This window comes from Janthinobacterium sp. UMAB-60, from assembly GCF_900095235.1.
In the GTDB taxonomy this organism is placed as follows: Bacteria; Pseudomonadota; Gammaproteobacteria; order Burkholderiales; family Burkholderiaceae_D; genus Janthinobacterium.
Window position 1 is genome coordinate 55,043 of record NZ_LT607496.1, and the last position, 13,012, is coordinate 68,054.

General features: G+C 59.9%; 11 protein-coding genes. 1 reads left to right on the top strand and 10 read right to left on the bottom strand.

Going from position 1 to position 13,012, the window contains the following annotated elements; all coding sequences use genetic code 11:
• Positions 1–13: 13 nt before the first annotated feature.
• The 4 genes from glmM to K0F86_RS21800 form a co-directional block, all read right to left on the bottom strand.
• Positions 14–1,351: a phosphoglucosamine mutase gene (gene glmM, locus K0F86_RS21785; protein WP_219136275.1), complete on the bottom strand. Its 1,338-nt coding sequence runs from the start codon at positions 1,349–1,351 to the stop codon at positions 14–16.
• A gap of 40 nt (positions 1,352–1,391) precedes the next feature.
• On the bottom strand, positions 1,392–2,225 hold the full coding sequence (gene folP / locus K0F86_RS21790) for a dihydropteroate synthase (protein WP_219136276.1): 834 nt from the start codon (positions 2,223–2,225) through the stop codon (positions 1,392–1,394).
• 115 nt (positions 2,226–2,340) lie between these two features.
• Positions 2,341–4,224 (bottom strand): ATP-dependent zinc metalloprotease FtsH, encoded by a 1,884-nt coding sequence (gene ftsH, locus K0F86_RS21795; protein ID WP_071077941.1) that lies wholly within the window; start codon positions 4,222–4,224, stop codon positions 2,341–2,343.
• A 203-nt stretch (positions 4,225–4,427) separates the two neighbouring features.
• Positions 4,428–5,111, bottom strand: coding sequence for an RlmE family RNA methyltransferase (locus tag K0F86_RS21800; protein WP_096234939.1), 684 nt, complete (start codon positions 5,109–5,111; stop codon positions 4,428–4,430).
• A 42-nt stretch (positions 5,112–5,153) separates the two neighbouring features.
• On the opposite strand from K0F86_RS21800, the gene K0F86_RS21805 reads away from it, so the two are divergent.
• Positions 5,154–5,624, top strand: a complete 471-nt coding sequence (locus K0F86_RS21805; protein WP_010397237.1) for a YhbY family RNA-binding protein — start codon at positions 5,154–5,156, stop codon at positions 5,622–5,624.
• 198 nt (positions 5,625–5,822) lie between these two features.
• Here K0F86_RS21805 and K0F86_RS21810 read toward each other — a convergent pair whose 3' ends face one another.
• The 6 genes from K0F86_RS21810 to K0F86_RS21835 all read right to left on the bottom strand — a co-directional run bounded on the left by K0F86_RS21810 (position 5,823) and on the right by K0F86_RS21835 (position 12,981).
• Entirely contained in the window at positions 5,823–6,266 is a 444-nt protein-coding gene (locus tag K0F86_RS21810; protein WP_219136277.1) for a DUF4149 domain-containing protein, read from the bottom strand.
• Positions 6,266–6,742: a transcription elongation factor GreA gene (gene greA, locus K0F86_RS21815; RefSeq protein ID WP_071077944.1), complete on the bottom strand. Its 477-nt coding sequence runs from the start codon at positions 6,740–6,742 to the stop codon at positions 6,266–6,268. Before greA ends, K0F86_RS21810 begins: the two co-directional genes overlap by 1 nt.
• Before the next feature lie 163 nt (positions 6,743–6,905).
• Positions 6,906–10,136 carry a carbamoyl-phosphate synthase large subunit gene (gene carB, locus K0F86_RS21820; RefSeq protein ID WP_219136278.1) on the bottom strand — a complete coding sequence of 1,077 codons (3,231 nt, stop codon included), beginning with the start codon at positions 10,134–10,136 and terminating at the stop codon, positions 6,906–6,908.
• Positions 10,129–11,307 (bottom strand): glutamine-hydrolyzing carbamoyl-phosphate synthase small subunit, encoded by a 1,179-nt coding sequence (gene carA / locus K0F86_RS21825; protein WP_219136279.1) that lies wholly within the window; start codon positions 11,305–11,307, stop codon positions 10,129–10,131. The genes carB and carA overlap by 8 nt, the downstream gene beginning before the upstream one ends.
• 295 nt (positions 11,308–11,602) lie before the next feature.
• Positions 11,603–12,010, bottom strand: coding sequence for a heme-binding protein (locus tag K0F86_RS21830; protein WP_102123312.1), 408 nt, complete (start codon positions 12,008–12,010; stop codon positions 11,603–11,605).
• A 59-nt stretch (positions 12,011–12,069) separates the two neighbouring features.
• Positions 12,070–12,981: a patatin-like phospholipase family protein gene (locus tag K0F86_RS21835; RefSeq protein WP_071077947.1), complete on the bottom strand. Its 912-nt coding sequence runs from the start codon at positions 12,979–12,981 to the stop codon at positions 12,070–12,072.
• Positions 12,982–13,012 lie beyond the last annotated feature (31 nt).

Genomic DNA, 13,012 nt, shown 5'->3' on the forward strand with positions numbered 1-13,012 from the left:
CGGTTCTTGCCTATCACGCCGTAACTTTATCCGCGATGCGGCGCGCCATCGATTCAGCCTGCTCTTTATCTTTCGCCTCGACCATCACGCGGATCAACGGCTCGGTGCCCGATGCGCGGATCAGCACGCGGCCCGTGTCGCCCAGTTCGGCCTCGACCAATTCTTTCTCGGCCACCATGGCGGCATTTTTTTGCCAGTCGAAACCGGGCGCCACGCGCAGATTGATCAGGGTTTGCGGGAACAGTACCAGTTCGGCCAGGCATTGCTGCAGGCTCTGGCCGCTGCGCTTGAGCGCGGACAACACCTGCAGCGCGGAGACGATGCCGTCGCCCGTCGTGTGGCGGTCCAGGCACAGCAGATGGCCGGAGCCCTCGCCGCCCAGTATCCAGCCCTTTTCCTTCATGACTTCCAGCACGTAGCGATCGCCCACCTTGGCGCGCGCAAAGCCGATGCCCTGCTGCTTGAACAGCACTTCCAGCGCCATGTTGGTCATCAACGTACCGACGGCGCCCGCCACGGGGCCCGTTGCCAGCCGGTCCTTGACCATGACGTACAACAGCTCGTCGCCGTTATACAGCCGCCCCGTGGCGTCGCACATGATCAGGCGGTCGGCGTCGCCATCGAGGGCGATGCCGAGGTCGGCACCGTGCTCGACGACGGCTTCGGCCATCGCTTTGGTTGCCGTGGCGCCGAAGCCCGCATTGATGTTGAAGCCATCGGGCTTGTTGCCGATGGCGATGACTTCCGCCCCCAGCTCATGGAACACGTGCGGCGCGATATGGTAGGCGGCGCCATGCGCGCAGTCGACGACGATCTTCAGGCCGCGCAAGTCCAGCTCGTTCGGGAAGGTGCTCTTGCAAAACTCGATGTAGCGGCCCTGGGCATCGTCCAGGCGCTTGGCGCGTCCCAGCTTGTCCGACGGCACGCAGGCCATGGGCTCGTCGAGCGCCGCTTCGATTTCCAGTTCCACGCTGTCGGGCAGCTTGGTGCCCTGGCTGGAAAAGAACTTGATGCCATTGTCATGATACGGATTGTGCGACGCGGAAATGACGACACCAGCCGACAGGCGCAACGCCCGCGTCAGGTAGGCGATCGCCGGTGTCGGCATGGGACCGGCCAGCATCACATCCACGCCGGCTGCCGCCATGCCCGCTTCCAGCGCCGCTTCCAGCATGTAGCCGGAAATGCGCGTGTCCTTGCCGATCAGCACCGTCGGGCGCGCCTTGCCGCCTTGCGACTTGGCCAGCACCTTGCCGGCCGCATAGCCGAGGCGCATGACGAAATCGGGGGTGATCGGAGCCGTGCCCACCAGGCCGCGGATGCCATCGGTGCCAAAATATTTACGCGTCATCGTATTTCTCTTCTTGTTGTTTATGATAAATCTTACAGGCTCAGTGTGCCATGCGCCAGACCTTCAGCGCATCGACGGTTTCAGCTACATCATGCACACGGATAATTTCTGCACCTTGCGCTACCGCAGCAAGCGCACCGGCAACACTGCCGGCCAGGCGCTGCTCGACGGGACGTCCCGTGACGGCGCCGATCATCGACTTGCGCGACAGGCCCGCCAGCACGGGCAGGTCCAGCTCGCTGCGCAACTGGCGCGTGGCGCGCAGCAAGGCATAATTCTGCTCCACCGTCTTGCCGAAGCCAAAGCCGGGATCGACGCACAGGCGCTCGCGGGCGATGCCGGCCGCCGTCAGGGTGTCGATGCGCTGGCGCAGGAAGTCAGTGACTTCGCGCACCACATCGTCGTACTGGGGCTGGGCTTGCATGGTTTCTGGCACGTTTTGCATGTGCATGATGCACAGCGCGCAGTCGCTGTCCTGTACGGCCTCGATGGCGCCCGGCGCGCGGAAACCGTTGATGTCGTTGATCATGTCGGCGCCCGCCAGGATGGCTTCGCGCATCACTTCGGGTTTATACGTGTCGACGGAGAGGGGCTTGCCGCAGTCGCGCAAGCCATACAGCACCGGCATGACGCGCGCAAGCTCGTCCTGCAGCGGTAATGGTGGCGCGCCGGGGCGGCTCGATTCGCCGCCGATATCGATGATGTCGACGCCGTCGACTATCATCTGCTCGGCGCGCGAGAGGGCAAATTCCAGGTGCTGATACTGGCCCGCATCGGAAAACGAGTCGGGCGTGATGTTCAGGATGCCCATCACCAGCGCCTGCGTGCCGGACAGGTTGAAGCCGAAACGGCCGAATTGCAAATAGTGTCGCATGTGAATCTTTGTAGTCGTCAGGGAAAAACTGCTGCGGCAACGAAAAAGGGCAAGGATCGCTCCTTACCCTCGTTCTTGCCATACCATCGCGCGCCGCCCGTCAGGGCAGCCGTTATCAGGCTGGTGCCGTCACGTTTGGCGAGATGCCGCCCGTGCCGCTGTCACCGCCCGCATTGCGGCGTGGCGGAATGACTTTCGGTGGACGCGGCTCCAGGCCGGCCATGATGTCATTGATTTGCTCTGCATCAATGGTTTCCCATTCCAGCAAGGCCTTGGTCATCATTTCGACCTTGTCGCGGTTGCTTTCCAGCAAAGTACGCGCCAAAGCATATTGCTTGTCGAGAATGTTGCGGATTTCAGCATCGACCTTTTGCTGCGTCGCTTCCGAGATCGTCTTGGTGGCGCCACCGAAGAAACCTTCGTTTTCGCTGTCTTCGTAGACCATCACGCCCATGCTGTCGGACATGCCGAAGCGGGTCACCATGGAACGGGCCAGCTTGGTGGCACGCGAGAAGTCATTCGACGCGCCCGTGGACATCTGCCCCACGAAAATCTCTTCGGCGATGCGGCCACCGAACAGGATGGAAATTTCTTCCAGCATCTTGTCCTTGTAGGCGGACAAGTTATCGTGTTCCGGCAACTGCCAGGTCAGGCCCAGGGCCCAGCCGCGCGGCATGATCGTTACTTTATGCACGGGATCGGCTTTTGGCAGCAATTTCGCCACCACCGCATGACCGGACTCATGGTAAGCCGTATTGCGACGCTCTTCCTCGCGGATGATCATCGACTTACGCTCAGGACCCATGTAGATCTTGTCTTTCGCGTCTTCGAAGTCAGCCATTTCCACCAGGCGCTTGCTGCGGCGGGCGGCGAACAGGGCTGCCTCGTTGACCAGGTTGGCCAGGTCCGCGCCCGAGAAACCGGGGGTGCCGCGGGCCAGGATATCGGCTTTCACGTCGGTACTGATAGGTACTTTACGCATGTGCACGTTCAAGATCTGTTCGCGGCCGCGGATATCGGGCAAGCCGACGGAAACCTGGCGGTCGAAACGACCCGGACGCAACAGCGCTTTATCGAGCACGTCGGCGCGGTTGGTGGCGGCCACGACGATGACGCCGGAGTTCGCTTCAAAACCGTCCATCTCGACCAGCAACTGGTTCAAGGTCTGTTCGCGCTCGTCATTGCCGCCGCCCATGCCGGCGCCGCGGTGACGACCGACAGCGTCGATCTCATCGATGAAGATGATGCATGGCGAATGCTTTTTCGCGTTTTCGAACATGTCGCGCACGCGGGAAGCACCGACGCCGACGAACATTTCCACGAAGTCGGAACCGGAAATCGAGAAGAACGGCACCTTGGCTTCGCCAGCGATGGCGCGCGCCAGCAGGGTTTTACCCGTGCCCGGAGGACCGACCATCAGCACGCCGCGGGGAATGCGGCCGCCCAGTTTCTGGAATTTGCTCGGGTCCTTGAGGAAGTCGACCACTTCGTTGACTTCTTCTTTCGCTTCGTCGCAACCGGCGACATCGGCGAAGGTGACGGTATTGCTGGCTTCATCCATCATGCGCGCCTTCGACTTGCCGAACGAGAATGCCCCGCCCTTGCCGCCGCCTTGCATCTGACGCATGAAGAAGACCCAGACGCCGATCAACAGCAGCATGGGGAACCAGGATACAAAAATAGTTTGCAGGAAAGACGCTTCCTCAGGCGGGCGCACATCGAAGTGCACGCCATTGTCGCGCAGATCGCCGATCAGGCCCTTGTCGAGGCTGGTGGCGGTGGTACGCACCTTGGTGTCGTCCATCAGCTTGGCGGTGATCGACGAACCTTCGATCACGACATCCTTGACACGCTTGGCTTTGACTTCATCCAGCAAATCGGAATAAGCGATGGCCTTGCTGCCGCCTGTGGCGCCATGACTGTCGAATTGCTTGAACAGCATGAACAACAGCAGCAATACGACTACCCAGATGGCAGATTTGGAAAACATGTTATTCACGAAGACTCCTTGGATGCAGTGCGCATCTCTTTACCAATAGCTAGAAACACGATTTTACTCGCAATAAGCGGGCCGTGCCAAAGCCCGCCGATCCGTGCGCGCGAAAAAACCGCGCTCACGCAAAAAAAATGCAGTATAAACAATTTAGGCTTTTATGCCATCAGACGCTACTGCACTTCTCGTTCCCATGTGCGGATTCCTGCTTAAATATCAAGGGCGGAATCATCTTCTTGCACGGCATTTTTCAGCGGATTCTTGAGACCACGCCCCATCAGGAAGATTTCTGACGATTTATCGCGGCTGGCCTTGGGCTTTTTCTGCACCACGACCTTGAATTCAGCGCGGAATTTCTCCACGATCTGGCTGAAACCCATGTCCTTGAAGCATTTCACCAGCAAGACGCCCGATGGTTTCAAATGCAATTGCGAGAATTCGATGGCCAGGTCGATCAGATGTTCCATGCGCGCGGCGTCCGCCGTGGCAATGCCCGACAGATTCGGCGCCATGTCCGACAAGACCACGTCAACCTTGCGTCCTTGCAACACCACTTCCAGCTGGCGCAGCACGCGCGCTTCGCGGAAGTCGCCCTGGATGAAGTGGAAATCGGCGATCGGCTCCATTTCCAGCATGTCCAGGCCAATCAGGGTACCATTGACCCCGCCGCCGTCCTTGCCGGCCAGCTTGCGCCGCAGATACTGGGCCCAGCTGCCAGGAGTGCAACCAAGGTCGACAATTACCTGTCCATGCTTGATCAGTTTTTCGTCTTCATCGATTTCTTTGAGCTTGTATGCTGCCCGGGCGCGGTAGCCCTCTTTTTGCGCCAACTTCACATAAGGATCATTTATGTGGTCGTGCAACCAGTTTTTGTTTAATTTCTTCTTTGCCATTCGCGTAGAATACTGCTTTTAAGGGAATTACTAAATATTATTATGCTAAAACTTACACCCGTAGAGCGCAGCGCACTGCGCGCCGAAGCACACGCGCTGAAGCCTATCGTCATCATTGGCGAAGCGGGCTTGACACCTGCTGTACTCAAAGAGATCGACCTTGGCCTGGATTCGCACGGTCTGATTAAAGTCCGCGTGTTCGGCGACGACCGCGAAGCCCGCGTCGGAATGTACGATACGATTTGCGGCAATCTCGGCGCCGCCCCGGTACAACATATTGGCAAACTGCTGGTAATCTACCGTCCGAAAAAAGAAGTGGTTAAGGAGAAGGTCAGCGCCGGCAAAGGCATGCGCGAAGTGACCATCGTCAAGGCCAGCGCCAGCGGCACCAAGCGCCCCAGCGTGACGAAAGTCATGATCAAGGGCAATGAGCGCGTTACCGAAGGCGGTTCCATCAAGCGTGCCAAGCCACGTCAGAAAAGCGCCAAGAAAAGCGCACTGGGCAGCAAGTAAGCCTGTTCACCCGGCAACCGCAAGGCTGCCGGGCTTGAAACAAGAAGCGGAGCACGGGATATCCCCTGCTCCGCTTTTTTATTGCCGCTGCGGCATTTATCGGATTACGCGTGGCCTGCGGCCTCGCTAATCCGACCTACGTGTTGCCATGTAGGTCGGATTAGCGCGCAGCGCGTAATCCGACAACACCACAGACGATTACTGCTGTTTCCAGATCAATACGCCCGCCAGCAAGCTCTGCACGGCAAAGATCAGGGTCGACACGCCATGCAGCATGCCGAAGCGGCTGCGCATGGCCTCGTCCATGATGCCCGAAGGCGCTTGCGCCTTGAGCTCGGCCATCAGTGGCGAAATGCCGAAGTGGCTGAGCAGCGCGCACACCAGCATGGACAGCACCAGCGCCCCCAGCAGGCGGCGGCGCTTGAGCTCCAGCGCGCCCGCGCCCCACTGCAGCAAGGCCAGCAGAATCAGCGCGCAGGCGATTGACAGCCAGGCCTCGGCGCGGAACATACTGCCGGCGATATTGCCCGCCAGCACACGGTCGCTCAAGGTAGCAAACAAGGTGGGCGCCACGATGAAGCCGATGGTCCACAAGCTGCCGGCCCACAGGGTGGCAACGAGGAAGCGCACGCGGGCGAGCATCAGATGTACTGTACTTCCAGGATTTCGTATTCGCGCGGGCCGGACGGCGCCTGCACTTCCACCACGTCGCCGGCGTACTTGCCGATCAGCGCGCGGGCGATCGGGGACGTCACGGAGACTTTGTTCTTTTTCAGGTCGGCTTCATCGAGACCGACGATCTGGTACGTGACTTTCTGGCCCGATTCCAGGTCTTCCAGGTTCACGGTCGAGGCAAACACCACGCGGCCTTCCGCGTCGAGCGCGGTCGGGTCGATGATTTGCGCTGCGCCCAGCTTGCCTTCGAGCTCGGCGATGCGGCCTTCGACGAAGGCCTGGCGTTCCTTGGCGGCATCGTATTCGGCGTTTTCCGACAAATCTCCGTGCGAACGCGCTTCGGCGATCGCATCGATGACGATGCGGCGTTCCTTGGTCTTCAAATGATGCAGTTCTTCCTTCAGAAGTTCTGCGCCGTATTTGGTCAATGGGACTGAGGTCATGTTATCTCTACTATCTGCTGGTTATCGGTGCCATCGTCCGTGTTTTGCCACGGATAACGGACTTACCAAGTGAAAACCACAGAGGCCGCGCGCTGCTCTGCACGGAACTCTGTGGTTGATAAGCATGCAGTGTACCGCCTAACGGCGGTCACTGCAAACGCACTTAGTTCAAGGTCTTGTGCAGACCTTGCAAATCGTACACACGCAACTCATCCAGGTGACGGATGCCTTCGACGGCCGCTTCCGCGCCCGCGATGGTGGTGTAGGTCGTCACGCGCGACGCCAGGGCCGAGGTGCGGATGGCCCGCGAATCGACGATGGCGCTGCGTTTTTCTTCCACGGTGTTGATCACCAGCACGATTTCATGGTTCTTGATCATGTCGACCACGTGCGGACGGCCTTCGATCACCTTGTTCACTGGCGTGACGGCGATGCCGGCAGCAGCGATCACGGCGGCGGTGCCCTTGGTGGCGACCACGGTAAAACCGGACTCGACCAGGTCGCGCGCCACTTGCACGGCGCGCGGCTTGTCCGACGCTTTCACGCTGATGAAGACCTTGCCCGATTTTGGCAGGTTCACGCCGGCGCCCAGTTGCGATTTCACAAACGCTTCGCCGAACGTCAGGCCCACGCCCATGACTTCGCCCGTCGATTTCATTTCAGGGCCCAGGATGGTGTCCACGCCCGGGAACTTGACGAACGGGAACACGGCTTCCTTGACGCTGAAGTATGGCGGCACGACTTCCTGCGTGATGCCTTGCGAGGCCAGCGACTGGCCGACCATGCAGCGCGCGGCGATCTTCGCCAGTTGCAGACCGGTGGCTTTCGAAACGAAAGGCACGGTGCGCGAAGCGCGCGGATTGACTTCCAGCACGAAGACGACGTCTTTCATTTCGCCATCGATTTCCTGTTTCTGGATGGCGAACTGCACGTTCATCAGGCCGACCACGTTCAAGCCCTTGGCCATCAGCGCCGTCTGGCGCTTCAGTTCATCGATGGTTTCTTGCGACAGCGAGTATGGTGGCAAGGAGCAAGCCGAGTCGCCCGAGTGGACGCCAGCCTGTTCGATGTGTTCCATCACGCCGCCGATGAACGTCGTTTCGCCGTCGGAGATGCAATCGACGTCGCACTCGATGGCGTCGTTCAGGAAGCGGTCCAGCAGCACCGGCGAATCGTGCGAAACCTTGACGGCTTCGCGCATGTAGCGTTCCAGGTCGCGTTGCTCATGGACGATTTCCATGGCGCGGCCGCCCAGCACGTACGATGGACGCACGACCAGCGGGTAGCCGATTTCCTGCGCCAGCGCCAGGGCGTCAGCTTCCGTGCGCGCGGTGCGGTTAGGCGGCTGGCGCAGTTCCAGCTTGTGCAGCAGTTGCTGGAAACGCTCGCGGTCTTCGGCCGCATCGATCATGTCGGGCGAGGTGCCGATGATCGGCACGCCATTCGCTTCCAGGTCCAGCGCCAGTTTTAATGGTGTCTGGCCGCCGTACTGCACGATCACGCCGACCGGTTTTTCGATGGCGACGATTTCCAGCACGTCTTCCAGCGTCAGCGATTCGAAGTACAGACGGTCCGAGGTATCGTAGTCGGTCGAAACCGTTTCTGGATTGCAATTGACCATGATGGTTTCGTAGCCATCTTCGCGCATGGCGAGGGCAGCGTGGACGCAGCAATAGTCAAACTCGATACCCTGGCCGATACGGTTCGGGCCACCGCCCAGCACCATGATCTTTTTCTTGTCGGTCGGATTCGACTCGCACTCTTCGTCGTACGTGGAATACATGTACGCCGTGTCGGTCGAGAACTCGGCCGCGCACGTGTCGACGCGCTTGTAGACGGGACGGATGCCCAGCGCATGGCGCTGCAGGCGCACGGCCGTGTCGGTCGTCTGCAACAAAAAGCCCAGGCGGCGGTCCGAGAAGCCCTTTTGTTTCAACTTGTACAGGGTGTTCTTGTCCAGGTTGTCCAGCTTCTGCGTATCGAGCCACAGTTCCAGGTCGACGATTTCCTTGATCTGGATCAGGAACCATGGGTCGATCTTGGTGAGATTGTGCACTTCTTCCAGAGTAAAACCTTGGGCAAACGCATCGCCCACGTACCAGATGCGCTCAGGACCAGGCTCGCCCAGTTCCTCTTCGATCTTTTCGCGGTCCTTGGTTTTCTCGTTCATGCCGTCCACGCCCACTTCCAGGCCGCGCAAGGCTTTCTGGAACGATTCCTGGAAGGTACGGCCAATCGCCATCACTTCGCCGACGGATTTCATCTGCGTCGTCAGGTGGTGGTCGGCGGTCGGGAACTTCTCGAACGTGAAACGGGGAATCTTCGTGACGACGTAATCGATCGACGGCTCGAACGAAGCCGGCGTGGCGCCGCCCGTGATTTCATTGCGCAGCTCGTCCAGGGTGTAACCGACGGCCAGCTTGGCGGCGATCTTTGCAATCGGGAAACCCGTCGCTTTCGATGCCAGCGCCGACGAACGCGACACGCGCGGGTTCATCTCGATGACGATCATGCGGCCATCGACAGGGTTGATCGAGAATTGCACGTTCGAGCCACCGGTGTCGACGCCGATCTCGCGCAGCACTGCCAGACTGGCATTGCGCATGATCTGGTATTCCTTGTCCGTCAGGGTTTGCGCCGGCGCCACCGTGATGGAGTCACCCGTGTGCACGCCCATCGGGTCGAGGTTTTCGATCGAGCAGATGATGATGCAGTTGTCCGCCTTGTCGCGCACCACTTCCATCTCGTACTCTTTCCAGCCCAGCAACGATTCTTCGATCAGCAACTCTTTCGTCGGCGATGCTTCCAGGCCGCGCTTGCAGATGGTTTCGAATTCTTCTTCGTTGTAGGCGATGCCGCCGCCGGAGCCGCCCATGGTAAACGATGGACGGATGATGGTCGGGAAGCCCAGGGTGCGCTGCACGGCCCACGATTCTTCCATCGAGTGCGCCACGCCGGAACGGGCCGAACCGAGGCCGATCTTGGTCATCGCGTCCTTGAACTTGGAACGGTCTTCCGCCTTGTCGATGGCTTCCGGCGAAGCGCCGATCAGCTCGACGTTGTATTTTGCCAGCACGCCGTTGTTGAACAGGTCCAGCGCGCAGTTCAGCGCCGTCTGGCCGCCCATCGTCGGCAGGATGGCGTCAGGACGCTCCTTGGCGATGATGCGCTCAACCACCGACCAGGTGATCGGTTCGATGTAGGTGACGTCGGCCATTTCCGGGTCCGTCATGATGGTCGCGGGATTGCTGTTGACCAGGATGACTTTGTAGCCCTCTTCGCGCAGGGCCTTGCACGCTTGCGCGCCGGAATAATCGAATTCGCAGGCCTGGCCGATCACGATCGGGCCAGCGCCAATAATCAGAATACTTTTGATATCTAAACGTTTAGGCATTTTTCTTTTTCTCCTCCGCAGCCATCAAGTTGATGAAGCGGTCAAACAGGTAAGCAACATCCATCGGGCCCGGCGACGCTTCAGGGTGGCCCTGGAAGCAGAAGGCCGGCTTGTCCGTGCGGGCAAAGCCCTGCAGGGAGCCGTCGAACAGCGATTCATGGGTCACGCGGCAATTCGCGGGCAGAGTTGCCGCGTCGACTGCGAAACCGTGGTTTTGCGAGGTAATCAAGACCTGTTTCGTTTCCAGATCCTGCACCGGGTGGTTGGCGCCGTGGTGGCCGAACTTCATCTTCAGCGTTTTCGCACCGGAAGCCAAAGCCATGATCTGGTGGCCGAGGCAGATGCCGAAGGTCGGGATGCCCTTCTCGATCAGCTCCTTGGTCGCTGCAATCGCGTAGTCGCACGGTTCCGGGTCACCGGGGCCGTTGGACAGGAAGATGCCGTCCGGATTCAACGCCAGGGCATCGGCTGCCGTCGCTTGCGCCGGCAGCACGGTGACCTTGCAGCCGCGCGCCGTCAGCATGCGCAGGATGTTGCGCTTGACGCCGTAGTCGAAGGCGACCACGTGGTATTTCGCGTCCGCGTCAGCCAGCTGGCCATAGCCTTCGCCCAGGGTCCATTCCGTTTCGCGGTACTCATAGGCGGCCTTGCTTGATACCACCTTGGCCAGATCCATGCCGGCCAGGCCGGGGAAGGAGCGGGCCAGTTCCAGCGCTTGCGCGGCGGATGGCTCATTGCCTTGCGTGCCGACCAGGATGGCACCGCCCTGCGCACCTTTTTCACGCAGGATGCGCGTGAGCTTGCGTGTATCGATGCCGGCGATGGCGACGATATTTTCAGCTTTCAGGTAGTCGGACAGGGAGAGCGTGGAACGGAAATTGGATGCCAGCAATGGCAGATCGCGGATGATGAGGCCAGCGGCGTGAACCTTGGAAGACTCGACGTCTTCCGGGTTGACGCCCGTATTGCCGATATGCGGATAGGTCAGGGTGACCATCTGGCGACAATAGCTTGGGTCGGTAAGGATTTCCTGATACCCGGTCATCGAGGTGTTGAAAACAACCTCGCCCGTGGTATGACCGGCGGCACCGATCGAAAAACCTTTAAAGATCGTTCCATCAGCAAGCGCTAATATGGCTGGAACGGCAGGGCCAGAAAAAAATGGCGGCAAGGGCAACTCCTGATAAAGTTACCGTAGCTGCGCCACGTCAGACCGACCGCCTAACTACCCGAGCCAGATGCACTCAGGGTGTTTCAACGGTCATTTTGAATGAGGGGATGGGTAGTCGCTACGGTATATGTGTGATTGGCTAAACCTTTGAATTATAACCAAAAGGAAGCTTTTCCACAAGGAAGAAAATACAGAAGGCCCGGCATTTTTTTGCGCAGCAGCATAAATCCTGCGCCCCATGAAAAAAGCCGCCCGGCTTGCGCGGGACGGCTGGTTCTGCAACTGCGGCGACTACTTAGGCCGTCAAAGCGGCAATACCCGCTTTGGCGATTTGCGCATCTTCGGCCGACTTCACGCCCGAGACGCCGACGGCGCCCACGTAGTGGCCGTCAAACACGATGGGCACGCCGCCTTCGAGCAAGCCGTCGATTTCCGGCGCGCTCAGGAACGATACGCGGCCGCCATTGATCATCTCTTCATAGATGCGCGATTCGCGGCGGCCCAGCGCGGCCGTCTTGGCTTTCGATGGGGCGATGTGCGACGAGATCGGCGCCACGCCATCCATGCGCTGCAGCCACAGCAGGTGGCCGCCGTCATCGACGATGGCGATCGCGACCGCCCAGTTATTCTTGACCGCTTCCGCTTCGGCGGCGGCAGCGATTTTCTTTACGTCGTCCAGGGTCAAAATCGGTTTCGATTGCATGGTGCATCCTTGTTATGTTGAATCAAAATTGTATACGAAATGCGCAGCGGCGCTATCGCTTACTGCTCGCGCTTGGCTTTCAGCTTTTGCTTGAGCTGCGCCATGACGGCAAACGTCGCCTGCTCGCCCGCCAGGATGGCCTGGTTGCGGCTGTTGAAATCGTTGCCCTTCATGGTGCCCAGGCTGGGCTGGATCACCACGTCCGCATCTTTCAATTCGAACTGGTTGATGCGCTGGCCCATGATGGCGAACGTCTGCATCAGCACCTCCATCGAACTGATGGCCTTTTGCGTATCCGTTTGCGACGAGATATTCACGGCGATGATGAAATCGGCGCCCATGTCGCGCGCAAAACGCACGGGCACGGGAGCGACGAGGCCGCCATCAACATAGGTGTGGCCGGCGATCGTCACGGGCTGGAACACGCCGGGCACGGCCGACGAGGCGCGCACGGCCATGCCGGTGTTGCCACGCTGGAACAGGATCGGCTGGCCATTTTTCAAATCGGTCGCCACCACGCCAAACGGAATTTTCAGCTTTTCCAGCGGCACGCCGCCGACAGCCTTGTTGACATAGCTTTGCAGCGCTTCGCCCTTGAGCACGCCGGACGACTTGCCGAACAGGGGCAAGGCCCAGTCCGAAATGGCCGCTTCGTCCATGTCGAAGGCCATTTTTTGCAGGGCAAAGCCGGAGTTGCCCGCCGCATACAGGGCGCCCACCACGCTGCCGGCACTGGTGCCGGTGACGATGTCGGCATGGATGCCCTGCGATTCGAGCGCCTTGATCACGCCGATATGCGCGAAGCCGCGCGCCGCGCCACCGCCCAGCGCCAGGCCGATCTTGATCTTGCGCGGCGTGACGACGATGGGCTCGGGTGGCGTCAATACTTGTATCGGTTTCGGGGCGGTGGTATCGCAGCCGGCCAGCGCAAAGGCGGCCAGGGCAAGCAGGGTCAGGCGTTTAGGGAACATGGTGGAGAGTGAGAACCGCGCGCGGCAGTGG